23 protein-coding genes, 2 tRNA genes and 1 pseudogene are annotated in these 24,938 nt (G+C 68.8%); 12 read left to right on the forward strand and 14 right to left on the reverse strand.

Annotated elements, in window-relative coordinates; translation table 11 throughout:
• Positions 1-21 precede the first annotated feature (21 nt).
• The 5 genes from ACWDR4_RS16415 (at position 22) to ACWDR4_RS16435 (ending at position 6,288) form a co-directional block, all read left to right on the forward strand.
• On the forward strand, positions 22-1,461 hold the full coding sequence (locus ACWDR4_RS16415) for an FtsW/RodA/SpoVE family cell cycle protein (protein ID WP_450409017.1): 1,440 nt from the start codon (positions 22-24) through the stop codon (positions 1,459-1,461).
• Positions 1,458-2,930: a peptidoglycan D,D-transpeptidase FtsI family protein gene (locus ACWDR4_RS16420; RefSeq protein WP_450409018.1), complete on the forward strand. Its 1,473-nt coding sequence runs from the start codon at positions 1,458-1,460 to the stop codon at positions 2,928-2,930. The genes ACWDR4_RS16415 and ACWDR4_RS16420 overlap by 4 nt, the downstream gene beginning before the upstream one ends.
• Before the next feature lie 171 nt (positions 2,931-3,101).
• Positions 3,102-5,096, forward strand: a complete 1,995-nt coding sequence (gene pknB / locus ACWDR4_RS16425; protein WP_450409019.1) for a Stk1 family PASTA domain-containing Ser/Thr kinase — start codon at positions 3,102-3,104, stop codon at positions 5,094-5,096.
• A gap of 143 nt (positions 5,097-5,239) precedes the next feature.
• Positions 5,240-6,199, forward strand: a complete 960-nt coding sequence (locus ACWDR4_RS16430; protein WP_450409021.1) for a restriction endonuclease — start codon at positions 5,240-5,242, stop codon at positions 6,197-6,199.
• On the forward strand, positions 6,166-6,288 hold the full coding sequence (locus ACWDR4_RS16435) for a hypothetical protein (protein ID WP_450409023.1): 123 nt from the start codon (positions 6,166-6,168) through the stop codon (positions 6,286-6,288). Before ACWDR4_RS16430 ends, ACWDR4_RS16435 begins: the two co-directional genes overlap by 34 nt.
• A gap of 90 nt (positions 6,289-6,378) precedes the next feature.
• Here the strand turns inward: ACWDR4_RS16435 and ACWDR4_RS16440 are convergent, their stop codons facing one another.
• Genes ACWDR4_RS16440 through ACWDR4_RS16465 form a run of 6 tightly spaced genes read right to left on the reverse strand, consistent with a single transcriptional unit; the run spans position 6,379 to position 10,881 of the window.
• Positions 6,379-7,128: a class E sortase gene (locus ACWDR4_RS16440; protein WP_450409025.1), complete on the reverse strand. Its 750-nt coding sequence runs from the start codon at positions 7,126-7,128 to the stop codon at positions 6,379-6,381.
• A gap of 34 nt (positions 7,129-7,162) precedes the next feature.
• Positions 7,163-8,506 (reverse strand): class E sortase, encoded by a 1,344-nt coding sequence (locus ACWDR4_RS16445; RefSeq protein ID WP_450409027.1) that lies wholly within the window; start codon positions 8,504-8,506, stop codon positions 7,163-7,165.
• A complete protein-coding gene (locus ACWDR4_RS16450) occupies positions 8,503-9,141 on the reverse strand; it encodes an aminodeoxychorismate/anthranilate synthase component II (protein WP_369029156.1) in 639 nt (212 codons plus the stop codon). The genes ACWDR4_RS16445 and ACWDR4_RS16450 overlap by 4 nt, the downstream gene beginning before the upstream one ends.
• The gene (locus ACWDR4_RS16455; protein WP_198539328.1) at positions 9,138-9,320 is read right to left on the reverse strand and encodes a hypothetical protein; all 183 of its coding nucleotides are present in this window, start codon (positions 9,318-9,320) and stop codon (positions 9,138-9,140) included. The genes ACWDR4_RS16450 and ACWDR4_RS16455 overlap by 4 nt, the downstream gene beginning before the upstream one ends.
• A 43-nt stretch (positions 9,321-9,363) precedes the next feature.
• The gene (locus ACWDR4_RS16460; protein ID WP_450409029.1) at positions 9,364-10,074 is read right to left on the reverse strand and encodes a class E sortase; all 711 of its coding nucleotides are present in this window, start codon (positions 10,072-10,074) and stop codon (positions 9,364-9,366) included.
• Between the two features lie 27 nt (positions 10,075-10,101).
• Entirely contained in the window at positions 10,102-10,881 is a 780-nt protein-coding gene (locus ACWDR4_RS16465) for a DUF881 domain-containing protein (protein ID WP_450409031.1), read from the reverse strand.
• Positions 10,882-11,023: 142 nt separating this feature from the next.
• On the opposite strand from ACWDR4_RS16465, the gene crgA reads away from it, so the two are divergent.
• Entirely contained in the window at positions 11,024-11,278 is a 255-nt protein-coding gene (gene crgA / locus ACWDR4_RS16470) for a cell division protein CrgA (RefSeq protein WP_450409033.1), read from the forward strand.
• A 310-nt stretch (positions 11,279-11,588) separates the two neighbouring features.
• Here crgA and ACWDR4_RS16475 read toward each other — a convergent pair whose 3' ends face one another.
• Positions 11,589-12,485, reverse strand: coding sequence for a rhomboid family intramembrane serine protease (locus tag ACWDR4_RS16475; protein ID WP_450409035.1), 897 nt, complete (start codon positions 12,483-12,485; stop codon positions 11,589-11,591).
• 151 nt (positions 12,486-12,636) lie between these two features.
• On the reverse strand, positions 12,637-13,164 hold the full coding sequence (locus ACWDR4_RS16480; protein ID WP_450409036.1) for a peptidylprolyl isomerase: 528 nt from the start codon (positions 13,162-13,164) through the stop codon (positions 12,637-12,639).
• A gap of 391 nt (positions 13,165-13,555) precedes the next feature.
• Here ACWDR4_RS16480 and ACWDR4_RS16485 point away from each other — a divergent pair, with 391 nt between their 5' ends.
• Together ACWDR4_RS16485 and ACWDR4_RS16490 are read left to right on the forward strand one after the other, a co-directional pair.
• Complete coding sequence (locus tag ACWDR4_RS16485) at positions 13,556-14,260, forward strand: DUF5324 family protein (RefSeq protein WP_450409038.1); 705 nt, start codon at positions 13,556-13,558, stop codon at positions 14,258-14,260.
• Between the two features lie 228 nt (positions 14,261-14,488).
• Positions 14,489-16,729 (forward strand): MMPL family transporter, encoded by a 2,241-nt coding sequence (locus ACWDR4_RS16490; RefSeq protein WP_450409039.1) that lies wholly within the window; start codon positions 14,489-14,491, stop codon positions 16,727-16,729.
• A 183-nt stretch (positions 16,730-16,912) separates the two neighbouring features.
• Here the strand turns inward: ACWDR4_RS16490 and ACWDR4_RS16495 are convergent.
• Positions 16,913-17,383 (reverse strand): annotated as a pseudogene (locus tag ACWDR4_RS16495) (GtrA family protein); the annotation flags it as partial.
• A 285-nt stretch (positions 17,384-17,668) separates the two neighbouring features.
• Between ACWDR4_RS16495 and ACWDR4_RS16500 the strand changes: the two are divergent.
• On the forward strand, positions 17,669-18,124 hold the full coding sequence (locus ACWDR4_RS16500; protein ID WP_450409041.1) for a tellurite resistance TerB family protein: 456 nt from the start codon (positions 17,669-17,671) through the stop codon (positions 18,122-18,124).
• A gap of 156 nt (positions 18,125-18,280) precedes the next feature.
• On the opposite strand, the gene ACWDR4_RS16505 is transcribed toward ACWDR4_RS16500, so the two are convergent.
• Positions 18,281-18,353 (reverse strand) — tRNA-Ala (locus tag ACWDR4_RS16505).
• A 182-nt stretch (positions 18,354-18,535) separates the two neighbouring features.
• On the opposite strand from ACWDR4_RS16505, the gene ACWDR4_RS16510 reads away from it, so the two are divergent.
• The gene (locus ACWDR4_RS16510; RefSeq protein ID WP_235476814.1) at positions 18,536-19,084 is read left to right on the forward strand and encodes a helix-turn-helix domain-containing protein; all 549 of its coding nucleotides are present in this window, start codon (positions 18,536-18,538) and stop codon (positions 19,082-19,084) included.
• 268 nt (positions 19,085-19,352) lie between these two features.
• The gene (locus ACWDR4_RS16515; protein WP_450409043.1) at positions 19,353-21,287 is read left to right on the forward strand and encodes a protein kinase domain-containing protein; all 1,935 of its coding nucleotides are present in this window, start codon (positions 19,353-19,355) and stop codon (positions 21,285-21,287) included.
• 9 nt (positions 21,288-21,296) lie between these two features.
• Here ACWDR4_RS16515 and ACWDR4_RS16520 read toward each other — a convergent pair whose 3' ends face one another.
• Positions 21,297-22,676, reverse strand: a complete 1,380-nt coding sequence (locus ACWDR4_RS16520; protein ID WP_450409045.1) for a hypothetical protein — start codon at positions 22,674-22,676, stop codon at positions 21,297-21,299.
• Between the two features lie 190 nt (positions 22,677-22,866).
• Positions 22,867-22,995: a DLW-39 family protein gene (locus tag ACWDR4_RS16525; RefSeq protein ID WP_003999697.1), complete on the reverse strand. Its 129-nt coding sequence runs from the start codon at positions 22,993-22,995 to the stop codon at positions 22,867-22,869.
• Between the two features lie 349 nt (positions 22,996-23,344).
• Between ACWDR4_RS16525 and ACWDR4_RS16530 the strand changes: the two genes are divergently transcribed.
• Entirely contained in the window at positions 23,345-23,665 is a 321-nt protein-coding gene (locus ACWDR4_RS16530; RefSeq protein ID WP_450409047.1) for a DUF6344 domain-containing protein, read from the forward strand.
• A 140-nt stretch (positions 23,666-23,805) separates the two neighbouring features.
• On the opposite strand, the gene ACWDR4_RS16535 is transcribed toward ACWDR4_RS16530, so the two are convergent.
• A tRNA-Ile gene (locus ACWDR4_RS16535) sits at positions 23,806-23,879 on the reverse strand.
• Between the two features lie 143 nt (positions 23,880-24,022).
• Positions 24,023-24,931 (reverse strand): DUF3566 domain-containing protein, encoded by a 909-nt coding sequence (locus ACWDR4_RS16540; RefSeq protein WP_450409048.1) that lies wholly within the window; start codon positions 24,929-24,931, stop codon positions 24,023-24,025.
• Between the last annotated feature and the right edge of the window lie 7 nt (positions 24,932-24,938).

Below are 24,938 nucleotides of genomic sequence, written 5' to 3' on the forward strand. Positions count from 1 at the left end.
CGTGAGGGGCCACTTCATACGATGAGCAGTACAACCAACAGTCCGACACACCACACGTCCACGATCGGCGCGATCGGCACCCCGAGCCGACGCAACACCGAACTGGCGCTGCTGGTGTTCGCCGTGGTCATCCCGGTGTTCGCCTACGTCAACGTGGGCCTGGCCATCAACGACAAGGTCCCGGCCGGCCTGCTCGCCTACGGCCTCGGCCTCGGCCTGATCGCCGGCGTCGGCCACCTCGTCGTACGCAAGTTCGCCCCGTACGCGGACCCGCTGCTGCTGCCGCTGGCCACGCTGCTCAACGGCATCGGCCTGGTCGTCATCTGGCGGCTGGACCAGTCCAAGCGGCTCCAGCGGCTCAGCATCTACGTCGAGGCCGCCCCACGCCAACTGCTGTACTCCGCGCTGGGTGTGGCCCTGTTCGTCGCCGTGCTGGTCTTCCTCAAGGACCACCGCATCCTGCAGCGCTACACCTACATCTCCATGGCCGGCGCGCTCGTCCTGCTGGTCCTGCCGCTCGTCCCGGGCCTCGGCGTCAACATCTTCGGCGCCCGGATCTGGATCAAGATCCCCGGCCTGGGCACCGTCCAGCCCGGTGAGTTCGCCAAGATCGCCCTCGCGATCTTCTTCGCCGGCTACCTGATGGTGAAGCGCGACGCCCTCGCCCTCGCCAGCCGCCGCTTCCTGGGCCTGTACCTGCCCCGCGGCCGCGACCTCGGTCCGATCATCGTGGTCTGGATCATCTCGATCCTGATCCTCGTCTTCGAGACCGACCTCGGTACGTCGCTGCTGTTCTTCGGAATGTTCATCATCATGCTGTACGTCGCCACCGAGCGGACCAGCTGGATCGTCTTCGGTCTGCTGATGTCCGCGGCCGGCGCGGTCGGCGTCGCCGGCTTCGAGTCTCACGTCCAGCAGCGCGTCGAGGCCTGGCTCGACCCGATGAACGAGTACCTCCTCAGCCAGAAGGGCGTCGCCGGCCACACCGAGCAGTCCATGCAGGCCCTGTGGGCCTTCGGCTCCGGCGGCACCCTCGGCACCGGCCTCGGCCAGGGCAACTCCGACCTCATCGGCTTCGCCGCCAACTCCGACTTCATCCTCGCCACCTTCGGCGAGGAACTCGGCCTGGCCGGCGTCATGGCGATCCTGCTCATCTACGGCCTGGTCGTCGAACGCGGCGTCCGCACCGCCCTCGCCGCCCGCGACCCCTTCGGCAAGCTCCTCGCCATCGGCCTCTCCGGCGCCTTCGCCCTCCAGGTCTTCGTCGTCGCCGGCGGTGTCATGGGCCTCATCCCGCTCACCGGTATGACGATGCCCTTCCTGGCGTACGGAGGTTCCTCCGTCATCGCCAACTGGGCCCTCATCGGCATCCTCCTGAGAATCAGCGACACCGCGCGCCGCCCCGCGCCCGCCCCGGCCCCCAGCCCCGACGCCGAGATGACCCAGGTGGTCCGACCGTGAACAAGCCCCTGCGCCGGATCGCGCTCTTCTGCGGACTCCTCGTGCTCGCCCTGCTCGTCCGCGACAACTGGCTCCAGTACGTCCGGGCCGACGAACTCAAGGACGACAAGTACAACCGCCGTGTCGCCATCGAGCGGTACGCCACACCTCGCGGCGACATCATCGTCGACGGCAAGTCGATCACCGGCTCCACCACGTCCGACAGCACCGACTTCGAGTACAAGCGCACCTACAAGGACGGCCCCATGTGGGCGCCCGTCACCGGGTACGCCTCGCAGGCGTTCGGCGCGACGCAGCTGGAGTCCATCGACGACGGCATCCTCACCGGCAACGACGACCGGCTCTTCTTCCGCAACACCCTCGACATGATCACGGGCAAGAAGAAGCAGGGCGGCAACGTCGTCACCACCCTCAACGCCGCCGCCCAGAAGGCCGCGTACGACGGCCTCAAGGACCGCGGCAAGGGCGCGGTGGCCGCCATCGACCCGTCCACCGGCGCGATCCTGGCGCTGGCCTCCTTCCCCTCGTACGACCCCTCGGTGTTCGCGGGGAACTCGGACAAGGACTCCGAGGCCTGGCAGAAGCTCCAGAAGGCCAAGGACCCCGACGAGCCCATGCTCAACCGGGCCCTGCGCGACATCTACCCGCCCGGCTCCACCTACAAGGTCGTCACGGCGGCGGCGGCCCTCGAGAACGGCCTGTACACGGACGCCGACGAGAAGACGAACTCGCCGCTTCCCTACACCCTCCCGGACACCACGACCGAGCTGAAGAACGAGGGCAACATCCCCTGCGAGAACGCGACCATGCGCGTCGCCCTCCAGTACTCCTGCAACACCGTCTTCGGCAAGATCGGCGCCGACCTCGGCAAGGACAAGATGCTCGCCGAGGCCAAGAAGTTCGGCTTCAACTCCGAGCAGTTCATCCCGGTCCGCTCCGCCGCCTCCAACTTCCCGGAGGACATGGACAAGCCGCAGACCGCCCTCAGCTCGATCGGCCAGTTCGAGACCGCGACGACCCCGCTCCAGATGGCCATGGTCGCCTCCGCGATCGCCAACGACGGCAAGCTGATGAAGCCGTACATGGTCGACAAGCTCCAGGCCCCCAACCTCGACGTGCTCGAACAGACCGAGCCCGAGGAGATGAGCCAGCCGCTGTCCTCCAAGAACGCCCAGATCCTCCAGTCGATGATGGAGACGGTCGTCAAGGACGGCACCGGCAAGAACGCCCAGATCAGCGGCGTCACCGTCGGCGGCAAGACGGGCACCGCCCAGCACGGCGTCGACAACAGCGAGAAGCCGTACGCCTGGTTCATCTCGTACGCCAAGCTCGCCGACGGCAGCTCACCGGTCGCCGTCGCGGTGGTCGTCGAGGACGAGGGCGCCGTCCGTGACAACATCTCGGGCGGCGGTCTGGCCGCGCCCATCGCCAAGAGCGTGATGGAGGCGGTCATCGCGAGCAAGCAGTGAGCCCCGTCACGTCCCCTTCACATCGGTGCACGTTGCGATACCGGTCCGGTATCGGCTGACGGGCTTGGCCAGGTCACACAAATGAACCCGGGTACCGTATCCCCGGACGGCACACCGCCGGACCACACAGCAGGTGCGGTCGGGACCGACGGAGAGGGCTGGTAGGAAGCTATGGAAGAGCCGCGTCGCCTCGGCGGCCGGTACGAGCTGGGCCAGGTGCTCGGCCGTGGTGGCATGGCGGAGGTATACCTCGCACATGACACCCGCCTGGGCCGCACCGTGGCAGTGAAGACGTTGCGCGCCGACCTCGCGCGCGACCCTTCCTTCCAGGCCCGGTTCCGCCGGGAGGCCCAGTCGGCCGCCTCGCTCAACCATCCCGCGATCGTCGCCGTGTACGACACCGGCGAGGACTACATCGACGGGACGTCCATCCCGTACATCGTCATGGAGTACGTGGACGGCTCGACCCTCCGCGAACTCCTCCACTCGGGCCGCAAGCTGCTGCCCGAGCGGACGCTGGAGATGACGATCGGGATTCTCCAGGCACTGGAGTACTCCCACAGAAGCGGCATCGTCCACCGCGACATCAAGCCGGCCAACGTGATGCTCACGCGCAACGGCCAGGTCAAGGTCATGGACTTCGGCATCGCCCGCGCGATGGGCGACTCCGGCATGACGATGACGCAGACGTCGGCGGTCATAGGAACAGCCCAGTACCTCTCGCCGGAACAGGCGAAGGGCGAACAGGTCGACGCGCGAAGCGACCTGTACTCGACCGGCTGTCTCCTCTACGAGCTGTTGACGGTACGTCCGCCCTTCATCGGGGACTCCCCGGTCGCGGTGGCCTACCAGCACGTACGGGAGGAACCGCAGCCCCCGTCGGTGTTCGACCCCGAGATCACGCCCGAGATGGACGCCATCGTCCTCAAGGCCCTGGTCAAGGACCCGGACTACCGCTACCAGTCCGCCGACGAGATGCGCCTCGACATCGAGGCCTGCCTCGACGGCCAGCCGGTCGCAGCCGCGGCGGCCATGAGTTCGGTCGGCTACGGCAGCTACGGCTACCCCGACGACCAGGCCACCACCGCCCTGCGCTCCGACGCCGGCGCGACCACCATGCTCCCCCCGATGAACCCGGACGACGGCGGCTTCGGCTACGACGACCGCGGTCCCCGGCGGCGCCAGCAGCCGAAGAAGTCGAACACCTCGACGATCCTGCTGGTCGTGGCGGGCCTGCTGGTGCTGGTGGGGGCGATCCTGATCGGCAGGTGGGTCTTCGACGGCCAGAACGTCAGCGACGCCGCCATCACGAACCCCAACTTCGTCAGCCAGACCAAGGCCGATGCCGAGAAGGCAGCGGTGAACGTCGAACTGAAACTGACGTTCACGAACAAGGCCTGTGAGGCAGAGCCCAAGGGCAACATCTGTGAGCAGAATCCGGCGCCCGGGGCCGACGTGAAGAAGGGCGACACCATCGCGCTGGTGGTGTCGACCGGGGCGCCGAAGATCGCGGTGCCGAACGTCATCGACAAGGACGTCGACACGGCCACGTCCCAGCTTCAGGACAAGGGTTTCGACGTCAAGACCAAGGAGACCGAGTCCTCCCAGGACCCGGGCACGGTCCTCAGCCAGAACCCGGACCCCGGTACCGAGCTGGAAAAGGGCTCCACGGTCACGCTCGAAGTCGCCAAGGAAGAAGAGAAGTCGACCGTCCCGGACGTCACCGGCCAGGACTGTGACACCGCCAAGCAGCAGATGCAGGCCAACGGCCTCGTCGGCGAGTGCACGGAGGTCGAGACCGACGACGACAACCAGATCGGCAAGGTCATCGCGACCTCGCCACAGGCCAACACCCAGGCCGACCCGGGCTCCACGGTGAGCATCCAGATCGGCAAGGCGGCCGACAAGGCCGAGGTCCCGAACGTCGTCGGACAGACGGTGGGACAGGCCAAGCAGACCTTGCAGGCGGCCGGCTTCACCAACATCCAGTTCAGCAACGGCAGCGACCAGAGCGACACCGCGATCGTCACGGACCAGGACCCTGACGGGGGCAACGAGGTCGACGACCCGGGCAGCACCCAGGTCACGCTCCAGAGCGTCGGCTTCGGAAACAACAACAACGGCGGAAACAACGGCGACAACGACAACGGCGGCATCTTCGGCTGACCCGCTTGTCACACGAGTGAGCCCCGGCACCTGCTCAGGCGCCGGGGCTCACTCATACCCGTGTACGAAATCCGACCAGAACTTCGTATGCCTGGACTCGTTGGACGGGTGAGGAAAACCCGACGAGCCGAGGAGAACGGAACGTGATCAACGAAGCGGCACTGCTGGAGTCGAAGGCGCTGCGGGACAGTGCGCTGGAACGCACCGAAGTGCTGGACAAAGTCAAAGCACTGTCTCTGCTGCCGGACGGCATGCATGTGACTACGGCGATGGTTGCGATGTACTTCGAGGTCGCCGAGCGAGCTGTCAACCGGATGGCACAGCGGCACCGGGACGAGCTGACGGTGAACGGCCTGCGGATCCTGCGCGGCGAAGAGCTCGCGCAATTTAAGCGAGACACGTTGTCTCTCTATCCAGAGAGTTGTCCACAGCCCCGCTCCAGCCTCGCCCTTTGGTCCCGCCGAGCCGTTCTCAACGCGGCGATGCTCCTCCGCGACAGCGACGTGGCCCGTCGGGTCCGCACCTACCTTCTCGACATGGAGCACCTGGCGCGCACACGCCCGGTCGACACCCCGGCAGCCGACACAGCCATCACCCTCGACGACCGTATCGACCAGCGCATCACCCACATCCTCGGCAAGACCGTCGTCCCCATGTTCAACGCCCTCATCGAAACGTCGGGCGAGCACCGCAGGGAGCTGATCGCCCTGCGGGCCGGCGTCCAGCGAGTCGAGCAGCGGCTCCGGCAGCACCACGCCCGGCTGCAGAGGCTCGAAAGCCCGTACGAGGGGCGGCCGCTCCCCGGAGTCATGGCCTCCATGGACGCCATGAACGGCCGCACGTTCGAGCGCCACATCGCCAAGCTGCTGCGCCGCGACGGCTGTACGAACGTCGTCGTCCAAGGCGGTCACGGAGACCGGGGCGTCGACATCATCGCGCTCGCAGCCGACGGACGACGCCTCGTCGTCCAGTGCAAGAGGTTCGCGCCCTACCTCAACATCACCAGCCCCGACGTCAGAAGTTCGTCGGCTCGGCCAAGGTGCTGTACAGCGCGGAAGTGGCGCTCTACGTGGCAACGTGCCCCTTCACCCCAGAGGCGCTGAGCATCGCCGCCGACGGCGGCATCACTGTCGTACACCGCGGGCTGCTGGAGGAGTGGAGCGCCGGAGCACCGCTGGAGATCCTGGAGTAACTGCGCCACCCACAGAAAGGGGCCCGAAGCCGCAAAAGGAAGTTGCGGCTTCGGGCCTTCGCCATGCTAGAGGCACTGAGTTGCTGCGCGTCACCGCAACTCCTCCGGCACCGTCCGCTTCGAATCCACCTTCTCCACCCGCACCAGCTCCCCCCACACGATGTACCGGTACTCCGACGTGAACACCGGTGTGCAGGTCGTCAACGTGATGTAGCGGCCGGGCTTCTTCTTCCCCGATTCCTTCGGGACCGCCGACAACACCTGCACGTTGTACTTCGAGGTCTCCGGGAGGGTGTCGTAGACCTTGTAGACGTACCACTCGTTCTTCGTCTCGAAGACGATCGGGTCGCCCTTCTTCAGCTTGTCGATGTTGTGGAACTTGGCGCCGTGGCCGTCCCGGTGTGCCGCCAGGGTGAAGTTGCCCGACTTCGCCTGGGGGAGCGCCGACTTGATGGGGTCCGTGTAGTAGCCGGCGACGCCGTCGTTCAGGACCTTCGACGAGGTGCCCTTCTTGACCAGGACCTCGCCGTTCTTCATCGCCGGGACGTGCAGGAAGCCGATGCCGTCCTTGGTGTCAAACGCGGCGGGGCCCGTGTCCGTGTCGGCCCAGTGATCGCGTACCTCGTCGCCCTGCTTGTTCGCCTCGCGGTCCGCGACGACGTTCGTCCACCAGAGCGAATATGCGACGAACAGGCCCAGCACCAGGCCCGCCGTGATGAGGAGTTCGCCGAAAACGCTCACCGCGGTGGCCAGTTTGCCGCCCGTGCTCCTGGGGCGGGCCTGCGAGGGGGAAACGGGCGCGTCCGCGGTCTGCTCGTCGTGGTCCGTCGTCGCTGCCACTCTTCATCGCCCTTACTGCTGCACGAGACCGGTACTACAAGAGCGCGTCCGGCTTGCCCTTGCTGCGCGGCCGTTCCTCGACCATCTTGCCCCACACGATCATCCGGTACTTGCTCGTGAACTCCGGAGTACAGGTCGTGAGGGTGATGTAGCGGCCCGGCTCGGTGAAACCCGAGCCATTGGGGATCGGGTCCAGCACGCTCGTGTTGCTCGGCGACGTGACCGGCAGGATCGCCTCCATCTTGTAGACGTAGTACTTGTCCTGCGTCTCCACGACGATCGCGTCGCCCTTCTTCAGCCGGTTGATGTACCGGAAGGGCTCGCCGTGCGTGTTGCGGTGGCCCGCGAGCCCGAAGTTGCCGGTCGCCGCCGACGGCATCGCCGTGTTGAGGCTGCCCTCCGCGTAGTGGCCGACCATCCCCCGGTCCAGCACCTTCTTCTTGCTGGTGCCCTCCGCGATCGGCACGACCACGTCCAGCTTGGGGATGTCCAGGATGGCGAACCCCTGCCCCGGCTCGAACACCCCCGGCGCCCGCTTCCCGCTCGCCCAGTCGTCCTGGAGGCTGCTCGCCTCGTTCCCGGCCTGCGCGTGCGCCCGTACGTTCGTCCACCACAGCTGGTAGGTCACGAACAGCAGCATCACCACACCTGTGGTGATGAACACCTCGCCGACCGCCCGGCTCGCCATCACGGCCATGCCCGGCTTCTGCGCCCGCGCCGCCTGCCGCGCCGCCACCCGCGAGAGGGGCGCTCCCTCCGCCGCCTCGGCCGCCGCGCCCTCCGATGCCTCCTGAGGGCCTCCATGGCGCCCGTGACGGGCCTTGGCGGCCTTCCGGCGCGCTGCCCGCCCACCGGCCGCCGAAGGGCCCTCAGAGGCGCCTGTGGCCCCTGCGCCGGCTGAGGCGGCCGACACCGAGTCCTCGTCGGGTATTCGCGGCAGATCCGCCAGCCGCAGCGCCACCGTCTCCTCGTCGACCGGAGGCAGCACCACGGGAGGAGCCACGGGCGGCTGCGTCGCACGAGGGGCCACGGGAGGCGCGTACGGCACCTGCTCCTCGTACACCCCCACCTGCCAGTCCTGCGCGTACCCCCGCGAGTCGTACTCCGACTCGGGCCCGGAGCCGCGGTGCTCCGCCGCCCCCTGCTCGGCCGAGGCGTCGTACGGCCGAGCATGGCCGCGCCTGCGCCGCCCGCTGCCCGGCGGCGGGTCGTTCCGCTGCCCCGGCAACGGGTCGCTCAGCGGATCCGCCGGCCGCTCCGCCGCCGCCTCGAACGCACCCGGCACCCCGTACGGCTCCTGCTGCCCGTACGGGGTTCCCTGGTCGCCGGTGTCTCCGTACGCGGAGCCGGACTCGCGCTCGGGGCGCAGGGCGGTCACGCCGTGGCCCTGCCCACCACCGGGGCGAGCCCCGACGACCTCGCCACGGCACCCCGGTCGCCGCACTCCACCAGCCAGTTGGCCAGCATCAGGTGACCGTGCTCCGTCAGCACCGACTCGGGGTGGAACTGCACACCCTCGACCGGGAGTTCGCGGTGTCTGAGGCCCATGATGATCCCGTCGTGCGTACGGGCCGTGACCTCCAGCTCGGCCGGGACCGTCTCCGGTTCCGCCGCCAGCGAGTGGTAGCGGGTCGCCGTGAAGGGCGTGGGGAGGCCCGCGAAGACGCCCTTGCCCTCGTGTTCCACGAGGGACGTCTTGCCGTGCAGCAGCTCGGGCGCCCGGTCCACCACACCGCCGTACGCCACCTGCATCGACTGCATGCCCAGGCAGACCCCGAACACCGGCACCCCGGTGGCCGCGCAGTGGCGCACCATCTCGATGCAGACGCCGGCCTCCTCGGGCGTACCCGGGCCCGGCGACAGCAGCACACCGTCGAAGCCGTCCTGCGCGTGCGCCGTCGACACCTCGTCGTTGCGCAGCACCTCGCACTCGGCGCCCAGCTGGTACAGGTACTGGACCAGGTTGAAGACGAAGCTGTCGTAGTTGTCGACGACGAGAATCCGTGCGCTCACTGGTCGTTCACCGTCACATCGTTGAAGGGAAGGAGAGGCTCGGCCCACGGGAAGACGTACTGGAAGAGCACGTAGACCACCGCCAGCGCCAGCACGAGGGAGAGCAACGCCTTCACCCACGCGTTCCCCGGCAGATGCCGCCAGATCCAGCCGTACATGCCGTCCCTTCCGTCGCCCACGGCACCCGACTCGCGGCACCGGACTCACGCGTACCTCACCAGATTAACGGCGCAGCGCCCCAGGTTTCCCGGCCTCCACAGGCTGTGTGGAATCCAGGTGTGCCCAGACGATGAGCCGATGGCTGTGCCCCCACTCCGGATCGCACGTGGTCAGCGTGAGATACCGGCCCGAACGCGTGTACCCGCTCTTACGTGGCACAGGATCGATCACCTCAATGTCCGTGGGCACGGTTTTGTAGGGGCCTTTGTCGATCCGATACGTGAACCACGTCGTCCCGTCCGTCAGCACCACCGCGTCCCCACGGCGCAGCTTCGGGAAGTCCTTGAACGGATCGCCGTACGTACGCCGGTGGCCCGCGACCGAGAAGTTGCCCTCCTGGCCGAGCCGCGCGGTGGTGGCGTAGTGGCCGAGGCCCTTCTTCAGGGTGTTCGTCTTCGTGCCTTCGAGCACGGGCTTGTTCCACGTGAAACCAAGCCGCGGGATGTACATGATCGCGAAGGGCTTGCCCGAGCTGTACGGACCGGGCGGCTTCGGGCCCGCCGTGGTCGTGGGGGTGGCCGACGGCTCGGATTCCGGCGCCTGTGTCACCGTGCCCTTCGACCACTGGTCCTGTAACCGGTCGATCTGCTCGTCCATGACGCCGTCGGCCTTCACGCCGGTCCAGAACAGCACGTACACGACGAAGAGCACGATCACCGTGCCCACCGTGACGCACAGTTCACTGACCGTCCTGATGATCACGCGCCCCGACACAGGCCCCCCAGTGGTGAGCTACGCCAGCTACTTCACAGGCTTCGCGTACTGCAGATCCACTGTGCCCGAGTAGCCGGGCAGAGTCACCGTCCCGTCCTCGTCGACCTGCCAGCCGAGCCCGTAGACGTTGACGTACACCATGTAGTTCTGGATCGCCTTGGACGCCGTGAGCGCGTTCCTCAGCTTCTCCGGGTCACCGACCGCCGTGATCTTGTACGGGGGTGAGTAGACGCGTCCCTGAAGGATCAGGGTGTTGCCCACACAGCGGACGGCGCTGGTGGAGATGAGCCGCTGGTCCATGACCTTGATGCCCTTGGCCCCGCCCTGCCAGAGGGCGTTCACCACGGCCTGGAGGTCCTGCTGGTGGATGACCAGGTAGTCGGGCTGCGGCTCGGGGTAGCCGGGGAGCTTCGCGGTGGCGTTCGGCGGGGCGTCGTTGAGGGTGACCGTGAGGGCCTCGCCCTTGAGCTTCTGGGTGCCCGCGGACTTCTCCAGCGCCGCCAGCCTGGCGTCCTCGGCCTTGGTGCTGCCGTCGTCGCGTTCGGCGAGCGCCTCGACGTCGCCGCGCAGGGCCGCGTTGGACTCGTCGAGCCGGCCGTTCTTGTGGCTGCGCTCCTGGATGAGGTCCGAGAGCCTCAGCAGGGAGGCGTCCGTGCGGATGTTCGTGCCCTTGGCCGTGTCGAAGCTCGTGAAGAAAATCAGCCCCGCGAGGGCGAAGACCCCCACGGTGAGCACCCGGACCGGGCGGAAACGGCGGTTACGGGCAGGACTGGGATCCGTCCCGGGGAAGTCGGCGGAATTGCTCAACGTACCCTTATCTCCTTCGGCGCCGCGGAAGCACTACGCTAACGGACGCCCGGGGGAGCACTAAGTGTCCCCTTGTACGCTGCCCCGGAGCCCGACCAAGTTCCCTGCGCGGCCACGCAGCGCATCGACAGGAGAGACCCTCGTGCCGAAGTCACGTATCCGCAAGAAGGCCGACTACACGCCGCCGCCCGCGAAGCAGGCGACGTCCATCAAACTGAACAGCCGCGGCTGGGTCGCACCGGTCATGCTGGCGATGTTCCTCATCGGTCTGGCCTGGATCGTCCTCTTCTATGTGACCGACGGCACGCTGCCGATCGACTCGCTGGACAACTGGAACATCGTGGTGGGCTTCGGCTTCATCGCCGCGGGCTTCGGTGTCTCCACGCAGTGGAAGTAGGGCCTCCAAGGCTGGCCCTCAGGGCTCTGCCCAGGGCTTTTCGCTGAGTTATCCACAGCCAGGGTTGAATTTCCACACCCCGCCTGGGGAAAAGACGACGATCTGTGGATAACTCATCGAGTGTTGACGCCGGTACGACTGACACACCGGTAACCGCAAGCTTGTTCGCCCCCTGCCTGACCTGGGAAAACTCCGGTCGGTGACAGGAGGCACAGCTGTTCCCGCACACTGTGCACAGGTAGCACCACGGACTGTGGACAACAGGCACTCAGTGACAGGAGTGACCCAGGTATCCCTGGTCGGGGGCTCGCTAGAGGAGCTGGCCGGTGCGGATCAGCGTCATGGCGACCACCGCGACCAGGACCACCGCGCAGACGCCGTACTGGACCAGGGACCGGCGCTCGCGCGGGGCGTGGACCATGGCGTAGCCGATGACGACACCGGCGACGAGGCCGCCGATGTGGGCCTGCCAGGCGATGTTGCTCCACCCGAAGGTGAAGATCAGGTTGATCACCAGCAGGGCGAGGATCGGCCGCATGTCGTAGTTGAGGCGGCGCATCAGGACGGCGGTCGCACCGAAGAGGCCGAAGATGGCACCGGAGGCGCCGAGCGACGGCTGGAGCGGGTTCTCGATCAGATACGTCAGCGCGCTGCCCGCGAGCCCGGAGACCAGGTACAGCGAGAGGTAGCGGGCGCGGCCGAGAGCGGCTTCCAGGGGGCCGCCGATCCACCACAGGCTGAGCATGTTGAAGAGGATGTGCATGACGCTGCCGTGCAGGAACATCGACGTCAGCAGCCTGTACCACTGCCCCTCCGCGACGCCCTCCATCGAGCCGAGGCTCGGGACATAGGCGCTGCCGATGAGCTGGAAGCGGTCCGTGAACTCGTCGCCGAGCGTCATCTGGAGCAGGTAGACGGCGAGGTTGATGCCGATCAGGATCTTGGTGAGGAGCCTGGGGTCGGCCGTGACGGTGCCGCCGGCGAGGGTGCGGGGGCGGGAGGCGTTCGGCGCGTGTCCCGTGCCGGAGCCGTTGCGCACACATTCCGGGCACTGGAAGCCTACGGAGGCGCTGACCATGCACTCGGGGCAGATCGGGCGTTCGCAGCGGGTGCAGCGGATGCCTGTCTCGCGGTCCGGGTGGCGGTAGCAGGTGGGCAGGCTCTGGGCGTCCTGCGGGCCCTGCGGGCTGCCTGGCGCCTGGTCCATGGGATCCCCTAAGTCCGTCAGTCCGTCGTCGTTCGGTCAGGCGTCGTATGCAATGCACCGCCCCGCCCATCCTTACGGATGAGCGGGGCGTTTGGTTCCCTGTCGGTCCCCTCCGGGAAGAGCTGGTGGGAGGGGTTCCCGGGGGTGAGCCCTAGCGGGTCTCGACGACCACCGACTCGATGACGACGTCGTTGACCGGGCGGTCGGTGCGCGGGTTGGTCGCCGCGGTCGCGATGGCGTCCACGATCTTCTGGCTGGCCGCGTCGGTGACCTCACCGAAGATGGTGTGCTTGCGGGTCAGCCACGCCGTCGGGGAGACGGTGATGAAGAACTGCGAGCCGTTGGTGCCCGGGCCGGCGTTGGCCATGGCCAGGAGGTACGGCTTGTCGAAGCGGAGGTCCGGGTGGAACTCGTCCTCGAACTGGTAGCCGGGACCGCCGGTGCCGTTGCCGAGGGGGTCACCGCCCTGGATCATGAATCCGCTGATCACCCGGTGGAAGACCGTGCCGTCGTAGAGCTTGTCCGTGGACTTCACACCGGTCTCCGGGTTGGTCCACTCACGCCCGCCGGTGGCGAGCTCGACGAAGTTCTGGACCGTCTTGGGCGCGTGGTTCGGCAGGAGCCGGACTTCGATGTCGCCGTGATTGGTCTTCAGGGTGGCGTAAAGCTGCTCGGCCACGATCTGCCTTCCGTTGTCCTCTTGTGACTCCCCGATCCTTGCACGGTCCACGCCGTGCGTCGCCCGGCGCCCTCCTCCGAGCGAAAATCCGGCGATTTCGCTTGCGCTTCCGGCGCTGCGCAGAAAACCGGTCGAGTAGGCACGGGACGGGGGCACGGCGCGGCGATCCGTGGCATTGTCGACGACAAGCTCCTGTTGCCCGGTATTCATCGCTATTGCATGTGATCGTCATCCGCTGCCACATGCGATCGGTTCGGTGCCACCAGTCCCATGGGATCGGCCGTCCATGACCCGGATGCCCGCCCTCGCATGCCTCACGGTGTATTGGCAGGCATGATCCGTAAAAGGGTGGAGAGTCGAATAACCGTACGCCACCGACGAGGAGGATCCCGTGACCCGCATCGAAAGCGTGCGCGCCGCAACCAGCTCGGCGAAGGACAGCGTCCTGCACGCCGCGGACGTGGTGGCGCCCTACGCCGACACGGCCAAGGACAGGGCCACCCAGTACGCCCACGAGACACGCGTACGGCTTGCGCCCAGGGTGTCCCAGGCCGCGGAGCAGGCTCGCGTCCAGTACGGCGCGCATCTCGCGCCGCGACTGGAGCAGGCCCGTACGCATGTGCCGCCGAAGGTCGACCATGCCGCCCACGAAGCCGCTGTCCGTACCGCCAAGGCCGCCCGGCAGGCCGCCGACTACACCGCGCCGCGCGTGGAGCGTGCGGTCGCGGCAGCCGGTCCCGTACGAGAGGAGGCCGCCGCACGCGGTGCCGCGGCGCTGGCCGCGCTGCGTGGGCAGGTCACTCCGCAGGAGATCCGGAAGCTGGCCCGCAAGCACGAGCGGCGGGCCCGGGCGGGCCGGCTCGCCAAGGGGCTGGTCGTGCTGGGCATCCTGGCGGGCGGCGCCTTCGCCGCGTGGAAGTGGTGGGACAAGCAGGCCAACCCCGACTGGCTGGTCGAGCCGCCCGCCGCGACCGAGGTCCCGGAGACGGGCCGTCTGACGTCCGTGGACGGCACCACTCCGTCGCATCTTGACCCCGAGGTCGAGGCGAAGGAGGCCGAGTCGGAGGCGGCGGAGAGCGACGAGGATCGTCGCTGACGACTGCTCGACGGACGGTTCGTGTGTGGTGTCGCTGTGGGGCGGGAGACCTGAGGGTCTCCCGCCCCACAGCGATGTTTCACGTGAAACATCGCCCTTCGTTGTTTCACGTGAAACATCGTCGGAGGCGGTCTCCGGTCTAGATCTTCTCGACGGGCGAACGGCGCACGGCCGCTCCATACTCGGAGAGCTTGGGGGCTTCCGAGGGCAGAGCGGAGATCTCCGTCCATGGCTACCTTTCTGTTTCGACTGGGCCGTCTGGCCTTCCGGCGGCGCTGGTACGTCGTCCTGCTGTGGGTGGCCGTCCTGGCCGCCGTCGGTTTCGGCGCCGCCAAGGCGCCCGGGGCTCCTGAGACCGAGTTCTCCACTCCTGGGGTCGAGTCCCAGCGGGCGTTCGATCTGATGGAAGAGCGTTTCCCGGGTGCGCAGGCCAACGGCGCGGTCGCCCGGGTGGTGTTCGTCGCGCCGGACGGGCAGAAGGTCACCGCGTCCGACGAGCGGGCGGCGATCGACCGGCTGGTGGACGAGGTGTCGGGCGGACCGCAGGTCGCCGGTGTGGTGAACCCCTTCCAGGCCGCCAACGCGGTGAGCCAGAGCGGGACGACGGCATTCGCGACGGTCACCTACACGGTGCAGGCGGACGAACTTAGCGACGCCAGCAAGGACACGCTGAAGGCCGCCGTGGAGCAGGCCAGGGACACCGGTCTGACCGTCGAGGTCGGCGGTACGGCACTGGCGACCCAGCCGTCGGCGGGCGGGGCGGGCGAGATCATCGGTATCGCCATCGCCGCCGTGGTGCTGATGGTGACCTTCGCGTCGCTGGCGGCGGCCGGGCTGCCGCTGCTGACGGCGGTTGTCGGGGTCGGTGTCTCCATGGCCTCGATCACGACTCTGGCCAGCACGTTCGGCCTGTCGTCGACGACCGGCACACTGGCGACGATGCTCGGTCTGGCCTGTGGCATCGACTACGCGGTGTTCGTCGTCTTCCGGTACCGCGAGGAGCGTGCCAACGGGCATACGACGGAGGAGGCGGCCGGTCTGGCGGTGGGCACCGCGGGTTCGGCGGTCGTCTTCGCCGGGCTGACCGTCGTCATCGCGCTGGCCGGGCTCTCGGTGGTCGGTATCCCGATGCTGACCAAGATGGGTCTGGCGGCGGCGGGCGCGGTCGTCGTCGCGGTGCTGATCTCCCTGACGCTGGTACCGGCGCTGCTGGGTTTCTGGCCGCGTGCGGTGCTGTCACGGCCGTACAAGAAGACCGGGCGGCGTATCCAGGGCGTCGTGGGCAACATGGGCAGCCGGTGGGCCAATTTCGTGCTGCGGCATCCGATACCCGTGCTGCTGGCGACGGTGGCGGGGCTGGTCGTGCTGGCGGTGCCGGTGCTGGGGTTGCAGCTCGGGCAGACCGGGGACGAGGCGAAGTCCACGGCGACCACCGAGCGGCGCGCCTACGACGACCTCGCCGAGGGGTTCGGGCCGGGCTTCAACGGGCCGCTGACCATCGTGGTCGACGCGCGGGACGCCGCTGATCCGAAGGCCGCGGTGGCGACGATCGAGCAGCGGATCGGGGCGACCGACGGGGTCGTGTCGGTGGCTGCCCCGCGGTTCAACGCGGCGGGCGACACGGCGATGTTCTCCGCGGTACCGGCGAACGCGCCCACCAGTGAGAAGACCGTGGACCTCGTCCACACCATCCGCGACGAACGGTCCTCGATCGAGTCGGCGGCGTCGGGAGCGACCTTCGACGTCACCGGGACGACGGCGCTGAACATCGACGTGGCCCAGAAGGTGCAGGGTTCGCTGATCCCGTACCTGATCGTCGTGGTGGGTCTGGCGATCGTGCTTCTGCTGCTGGTGTTCCGGTCGATCGTCATCCCGGTGAAGGCCGCGGTGGGCTTCCTGCTGTCGGTGCTGGCCGCGCTGGGGTGTGTCGTCGCGGTCTTCCAGTGGGGCTGGGGCGCCTCGCTGCTGGGGGTGGAGACCACGGGCCCGATCATGAGCCTGATGCCGATCTTCCTGGTCGGCATCGTCTTCGGCCTCGCCATGGACTACGAGGTCTTCCTGGTCTCGCGCATCCGGGAGGCGTACGTCCACGGGGACAGTTCCGGCGCCTCGATCTCCACCGGCTTCCGGTACAGCGCGCGGGTGGTCGTGGCCGCCGCGCTCATCATGATCGCGGTGTTCTCCGGCTTCATCACCGCCGGTGAGTCGATGATCAAGATGATCGGCTTCGGCCTGGCCATCGCCGTGCTGTTCGACGCGTTCGTCGTCCGGCTGGCCTTCGTACCGGCCGTTCTGGCTCTGGTAGGCGACCGGGTCAGCTGGCTCCCCGGGTGGCTGGACCGGCTGCTGCCGCATGTCGACGTGGAGGGCGAGAAGCTGGCCAAGGAGCATCCGCCGACGCGGGCCGCGGAAGCGGGCGGTACGGACACCGACGACGACAGCGCCGACTCGACGTCGACGCTGGTGTGACGGTGTGAGGCCCTTCCCGGTGCCCGCCGGCGGCCCGTGCCCTCGTCAGGAGACGGGCGCAAGTCGCGTACTCGTCCTCAGGCCGCCGATGCCCTTCATGGCCGGGGCCCGGAGGATGGTGCGGCGGACGGTCGAGGGCACCGGGATCCCCGGAGCGACCGGAGCCACCGGGATCCCCGGGGTCGCCGAAGCCACCGGCGTCACCAGGGTCACCGGGACCACCGCGGCCGTGCTCTTGCTCCGGCCGGCGGCGAAGACGAACAGCCGGAGGACCAGGAAGCGGCCTATGCCGGCGAGGCCGGAGGCGCTGAGGTAGACGATCTGCTCGGTCAGCATGCCGGGCGACGACTGGACCAGGTGCAGGACGAACATCGCGGCGCAGGTGACGACGTAGGCGGCGGTGGCCGAGCCCGCCGACTGCCAGTGCTGGCGCCATCCGGCGCTCTTGCCGGACCCGAAGGTGAAGCGGGCGTGGAGTTCGGTGCACAGGATGGTCGAGGCGACCGTGATCAGCGCGTTCGCCAGCGCCCAGGGCATCGTCGCCGCGAGGAGCGCGACGGCGCCGCTGGAGAGGAGGCCGACGCCACCGCCGCACAGGACGAACCGGGCGAAGGAGGCGAGCGGTCCGGGAGCGGCGGCGGCGCCCGTACGCAGCGTCTCGCCGGTCGTCCTGGGCTTCGACGAGAGCTGCGACTTCACGGCGGTTTCCTTCCGGCGGGCTGGCTGTGGACCTCTGTGGATCACGGGGATCAACTGGGTTCAACGATGCCGTCGCGCGCTCTCGGAAACGATGACGTGTACTCCCGAACCGGGGGTGTAGCTGGCCCCACCATCGGGGTGCGGGAGGCGCTACCTGAAGCGGGGAAAAGGACGACTGATAGCTTCTACAAGGACGTAGAAACAGACGTAGAACAGACGTGGAAACAACGAGGAGTTCTCATGGCCCTGTGGGACCGCATCAAGGAGTCCGCATCGACGATGCAGACCCAACTGGAGGCGAAGAAGAACGACTTGAAGAGCGGCGCGTTCCGGGACGCGAGCATGGCGATGTGCGCCCTGGTCGCCGCGGCCGACGGCACGATCGACCCGGCGGAACGCCAGCGCGTGGCCCAGCTCATCGCCACGAACGACGTCCTGCAGAACTTCCCCGCCGACGATCTGCGCCGCCGCTTCGACGAGAACATCGCCAAGCTGACGGCCGACTTCGCCTTCGGCAAGGTGACCGTGCTCCAGGAGGTGGCCAAGGCCAAGAAGAAGCCGGCCGAGGCCCGTGCCGTGATCCAGATCGGCATCGTCATCGGCGGCGCGGACGGCGACTTCGACAAGACCGAGCAGGCGGTCGTACGGGAGGCCTGCTTCGCCCTCGACCTGCCGCCGCACGAGTTCGATCTCTGACGCGACCTCTGCTTCCCCACCCCCGCGCAGACACTTCCGTCCCGGTCACGCCCTCCGCCCCTCGGCGGGGCGTGACCGCGAGCGGGGCCAGGGGAAGGCCAGCTGCAAAAAATGCCCTCTGACTGCGTTTCCGCAGTTCAGAGGGCATTTCGGGTGTGGAGCCTAGGGGAGTCGAACCCCTGACATCTGCCATGCAAAGACAGCGCTCTACCAACTGAGCTAAGGCCCCGAAGAAAAGGCGTCCGTCCAGAACAACCAAGTCCTGGTGGGTGCCGTCGACAAGAGTACCGGGTCATCCCCGGTATCCCGCAAAAGGATTGGGGGTCCCCGTGGACGACCACTCTCCGTAAGATGCTCGACGTGGTTCGCTACAGCGAACCGCGGTATTTGGGGAAGCGATGGGGAGACGCAATGGATGCCGCACAGCAGGAAGCCACCGCAAGAGCGCGGGAGCTTCAGCGGAACTGGTACGGAGAGCCGCTGGGGGCGCTCTTCCGTAAGCTCATCGACGATCTTGGCCTCAACCAGGCTCGTCTCGCGGGGGTACTGGGGCTGTCCGCGCCGATGCTGTCACAGCTGATGAGCGGCCAGCGGGCCAAGATCGGCAATCCGGCAGTGGTGCAGCGCGTGCAGTTGCTGCAGGATCTGGCCGGTCAGGTCGCGGACGGCAGCGTCAGCGCGGCCGAGGCGACCGAGCGGATGGACGAGATCAAGAAGTCGCAGGGGGGTTCGGTGCTCAGCAACACCACGCAGTCGACGACGAGTTCGGGGGCGCCCACGGTCAAGCGGGTGGTCCGCGAGATCCAGTCGCTGCTGCGTTCGGTGGCTGCCGCCGGGGACATCATCGAGGCGGCTGACACTCTCGCCCCGACCCACCCGGAACTGGCAGAGTTCCTCCGGGTGTACGGCGCAGGCCGTACCTCGGACGCGGTGACGCACTACCAGTCCCACCAGAACTGAGCCGCAGGCCCGGCCGCCGACCGGGGGTTCGGCGGCCGGGCTCCGGCTCAGGAGCAGCAGCAACGGGGCAGGCGCACAGGAGACGCGGTCAGGGCGACAGCCGGGAGAGTCAGCGGGAGTCAGGGGAGACGGGCGGGAAAACAGGTACGGAGACAGGTTCTGGACGAGCGGGGTGACAGCGGGCTCCGGAGCGGGGTAGGAGGAGCCGTACCATCCGCCGGTCCGGAGCCGACCGAGCGGGGATCCGAAGGGGGATCGACGCAGAGCCATGGGTGAGGTCTTCGCCGGCCGGTACGAACTGGCCGACCCGATCGGGCGCGGGGGAGTCGGCGCCGTCTGGCGCGCCTGGGACCACCGCCGCCGCCGGTACGTCGCCGCCAAGGTCCTCCAGCAGAGCGACGCCCACTCGCTGCTGCGCTTCGTCCGCGAACAGGCACTGCGGATCGACCACCCGCATGTGCTCGCCCCGGCCAGCTGGGCCGCCGACGACGACAAGGTCCTGTTCACGATGGACCTGGTCGCGGGCGGCTCGCTCGTCCATCTGATCGCGGACTACGGCCCCCTGCCGCCCGGGTTCGTCTGCACCCTCCTCGACCAGCTCCTCTCGGGCCTTGCCGCCGTGCACGCGGAAGGCGTCGTCCACCGCGACATCAAGCCCGCCAACGTGCTGCTCGAAGCGACCGGTACGGGCCGCCCGCGGCTGCGCCTGTCCGACTTCGGCATCGCGATGCGGCTGGGCGAGCCGCGCCTGACGGAGACCGACTACGTGGTGGGCACGCCGGGTTACTTCGCTCCCGAGCAAATGCTGGGCGCGGACCCGGACTTCCCCTCCGACCTGTTCGCCGTGGGCCTGGTCGCGCTCTATCTCCTGGAGGGCGCCAAGCCGGACAGCAAGGCCCTCATCGAGTACTTCGCGGACCACGGCACGCCCAGCGCCCCCCAGGGCATACCGGAGCCGCTCTGGCAGGTCGTGGCCACGCTGCTGCAACCGGACCCGCAGGCACGGTTCCGCACCGCCACGGGCGCCCGCAAGGCCCTCGCCCAGGCCGCAGAACTCCTGCCCGAGCCCGGCCCCGACGACGAGCTGATCGAGATCTTCGACCAACTCGGCCCCCTCCCAAGGGGCTTCGCCCCGACCGGCCCCCTCAAACCGGCCCCCGGCGTGACCACGAACGGCGCGCGCACAAGCGGGACAACTGGCGGCGGCACAGCGGGCGGTCCGGCCACAGGCGCCGGACACGGCGAGTACGGCGGCCCGGACTCGAACAGCACGTACACCGGCCCGGGAGCAGCACGCCTGTACGACCCGTACCGCGAACCGAACCCGGACGGCACACCCACCGGCCCGGCGACGGGCGGCACGCACACGGGCCTCAGGCCGACGCGGGCTCCGCTGCCCGGCCCGATGCCGGATCCCGTACCGCCGTCGCCGCCGGGACCCGTCTCCCCGCCCTCCGGACCAGGCGCGGGTGCCATACCCTCCCGGCCGGCCGCAGCCCCCGCACCCGCCGGCTCCGGCGCCGAGCAGCCCTGGCCGTCCTCCGGCGCAGCCTCGATCTGGCCGGGCGCCGACTCCGTACGACCGCCCCAGCCACCAAGCCCGGACGGCGCCGCCGCCTCCGAACAGGCCCACCAGGCCAACCCCGCTCAGCGCAACGGCATCCCGCCCCACCCGGAAGCCACGCCACCCCGCCCCACGCACCCACCGTCGACGGCACCCTCCCGCCCCGCGCCCACGGACCCGAACGCCCCCCAGGCCATCGCCCCCGTCCCCCCGCGGCCACCGTCAGCGGCTCCGCCCCAGCCGTCCGCCATGTCGGACACGGGCAGCTTCCATCTGCCCCCTCCCCAGCTGAGCGCCCCGGCCACTCCCCCCACGGCCGCCCTGCACCTATCCCCGCCCTTCGAAACCGCGCACGCGCCCTCCCCCCATCCGCACACGCACCGAGCCACCACCCAGACCCAGGCCCCGACCGCGACGGCGACCCCCACTCCGACGCTGCGCCACCAGGACGCGTACGCCCCCACCTCTTCGTACGTCGCCGAGGTCCCGCAAGTTCCCGGGTCCCCGCAGGCGGTTCCGCAGCGCCGCGGCCGACGTCGTCAGCGTCGTCCCGGGCCGTCCGCGAAGGTGGCGATACCGGTGCTGTTCCTCGCCCTGACCTGCTACGCCGTCGGTTTCTGGGCCCTGTTCCGCATCTGAACCACGCGACTACGCGCGCGCGGCGCGCCGCCGGGCGACCACCGTCCACAGTCCGAGCCCCAGCATCAGCAGGCTCCCCGCCCCGATGCCGCTCACCGCGACCACCCGCATAACGGCGTCATCGCCCCCGTCGCTCTCATCGGCTCCGGTACCGCCCGCCAACCCACCGGACGTCCACCCGCCGGCCGCCTCCCGCTCCTCCTCCGTGACCGCGAACGTGTCCCGGGGCACGGACTGCCCCAGATACGCGGGCGCGTCCTGCGCCGTACCGCTCACCTGCACCCGCAGCGTCAGCCCGTACGGTCCCGCGCCGAATCGTTCCGTCATCTGCTCGGCGAGATGGACGACGAGGTAGTACGAGCCGGCGAACCGCATCCCCTGCATCCGGTCACCGACGCCGAAGCGGTTGGCGTACGCGACCGGTGGCAGCGGATCGAGGGCGGCGGAGGTCTGTCTGCCGTCGTAGCCGAGGCCCTCGTCGTCGACGTACCCGCGCGCGGGGTTGTAGAGCGACATGACGAGCACGTTGCTGAGGAACCCTTTTCCGCCGCTGGAGCTTCCCAGTTCGGCGACGGCGTGGAGCTGCTGGCCCCAGTCGACCGGCACCCGGTAGAACAGCGTCCGGCCGGGCGTGATGTCGTCCCGCCAGACGCCCTGCCCCACCGCGGTGGCCGTGGCGAAGCCGGCACCGCCCGCGCGCGGGACAGCGTCTCCGGTAAGAGGATCGAGCGAGGCGGAGTCCCAGGCCTCGGGGGACTCGGGCGCGACCGTCGCCGTCTCGTTGACGAGACCCGGCTCCGACACGTACGTCAGCTCCATGTCCCAGTCGTCCGAGGACGAGCCCGCCGAGTCGATGCGGTCGACGACGACGTAGTACGTACCGGCGCTCCGACAGCCCGTCGTCGCGCCGTCGGTCGCGCGCGAGGCCCAGGCGGCGACCGGATGCGGGCTGCTGGAGGCCCCGAAGCGGGTGCTGTCGTAGGAGCAGGAACGGGCGTCGGCGTCCTGCACGGACACCTTGACGCCGTCGGAGGAGGACACCGTGGTGCCCTGCCGGGGGACGGCGGTGACGGAGACGTACGCGTTCGACGTGGCGTCGAGTGCGAGGCGGTAGTAGAGCCTGCCGTTGACCGGGAGGGTGCTCCGGTAGGTCCCGCCGGGCTCCAGCCGCACGGCGTCCGTGGTGCTCGCGGCCCCTTCTACGGCCTGGGCGTCCTCGGCGAAGTCGTAGGCGTACGCGTCCGCCGCGGCGGACGCCTTCGGGCCGGCCCCGGGGCCCGCGCCCACTCCCACCAACGCGCACAGCACCGCCGCCACGACCGCGCCCCGCACCGTGCGCCGCCCCATCACGCGCCACCCCTCGTCCCACTCGCCGCCCGAACCGTCCACCGGCCCAGCTCCGTCCGGGCACCGTTTCTGCCCGGACCGTCGCTCATCCTGCCCCGCCGGCCGCCCCGCCACCGCGCGATTCGCACGACCGCCCGAAACAGCCGCCCTATAGACACCTCGATTTGCCTCAGCAACACAAAACCCCGACCGCGTCGGCGGCCGGGGTCTGTTCACAGACTGCTGTCGATACTCAGGAACCCGTGGGCACGGAGTCGGTCGCCTCCGTCCACAGATCCTGCTCGGCGCGATCCGCCTGGATCTGGCGGTACACGAGGAGCCCGCCGATGGCGGCCAGTGCGACCAGGAGAAGCTTCTTCACCGTGCGACCTCGTCTTTCCTTGACGTAGGGGACCTTCTGGCGCCCGACTATACCCTCCGACCGAGACCGATCGGTGACCTGCGCCGGCCGCCAACTCCCGCCCGGCACACCGCAGTAGAAGTGGACGGCACCGCTCCGATCGGAGGGTGATCACATCTCCACGCACGGTGATTTTTCGCCACACTCCACCTCACTTCACTCCACTCCCGCACTTTCCATCCCTATTGCACCCATCCGAGTGGTGTTCATCAGAAGATCGACGCGCCACGGCCGTAGGTCCGTCACTTCCCGTCCGCCATACACATCATGAGGAAAGTACGCAAATCGCCCGACCCGAAAGTGAGGGGCCATGGCCCAGAACAAGGTCATGAAGCTGTGGACCGCCGTCGTCACCGCCTTCCTGGCGCTGTGCACGACGCTCGGACTGATCACGACGACCGCCACCGCGGCGGTAGCCGACAGCCGCCCGGCACACAACTGCACCGCACCCGCGGCGCTCCCCGCGACAGCCGCCTGGGACTGGTCCTACGCCCGCTCCCTGCCCCCCACGATGAAACAGCGCATCGGAGCCGAGGCCCACGGCTCCTCCCCGAGCTGCCGCCACCACTCACCCACCGACACGGACGCGGAACCGGACGCGGAACCGGACGATCCCTCTGTGATCCAGTGATCCCGTGATCCCCCTGTTGTGATCCCCCTCCCGGTGTAGCGGCGAACTTGCGTACAAAGCCACACGGAGAACCACCAGGACAGCAGCACCAGAACAAACGAAAGACCCCCAACCATCACTGGCTGGGGGTCTTTTCGCTGTGGGGCTAACAGGATTTGAACCTGTGGCCTCATCCTTATCAGGGATGCGCTCTAACCAACTGAGCTATAGCCCCGCCGCGCTCTGCGGTGTATGTCCCGCGCGCTGACCTCTGAAGATTAGCGCACGACGCGGCCAGTCCCAAAATCGATAGCCGGGCGACGTTTGAGGGCGCTGCTCACCGGCGCGAGACCCGCACGTCACCCGGACTTCACACGCTCACTCGTCCTCGGCGAGCGTCAGCTCGATGCCGCCGACGAAGCCCGCGGAGAGGTTGTAGATGAACGCGCCGAGTGTCGCCAGCGCCGTCGCGAGGACGACGTCGATGACCGCGATGACCGACGTGAACAGCACCACGTTCTGCAGCGACAGGAAGGACTGGAGGTCGAAGCCGTTCGACTCGTTCGAGCCCGTGGCCTCCGAGATCGTGCCGCCGACCGTCGAGAAGACGCCCATCGCGTCCATGACCATCCACAGGACCACCGCGGCGACGATCGTGCAGATACCCAGCGCGATCGACAGCAGGAAGCTGACCTTCATCACCGACCACGGGTCGGCCTTGGACACGCGCAGCCGCGCCTTGCGCGTACGGGGCAGGGTGCGCGCGCCCGTACGCGGACGCCGTACCGCCCCCGTCGCCGGACTGCCCGCCGGTGCCTGGACCGGGGCCGCGGGGCCGCCCACCGGAGCAGCCGGGTAGGCCTGCGGCGGGTGGTAGGGCCCCGCGGGCTGCTGCGGCTGCCGTTCGCCGGGCAACGGCGAGGCCTGCTGCGGCGGCGCCGTGGGGCGCTGCGCGGCGGGCTCCGCCACCGGCAGGGCACCGGGGGCGCCCTGGGCGGCCGGGCCCGCGCCGGCCCCGTACTGCTGGGTCTGCGGACCTCTGGCGTCCGTCACAGTTCCCCCCTGGGATCCCTGGGATCCATGTGTGTCGGGCGAGCGTGAACCGGTCTTGTGCGGCTTGATGGCCTGCAGGTTGGTCGTGTGCGGATCTGTCGCACTCTGCGCGTCCCTCGCACCCTGCGCATCGGTCGCACGCGCGGCGGAGCCACGACCGCCGCCGTCATTGTCCGTACCGGTCGAGGGACCGGACGAACTGCCGGACGAACCGGCGCCCGTGGCTCCGCTCACGATGACT

This window comes from Streptomyces sp. NPDC000878 (genome assembly GCF_053599695.1).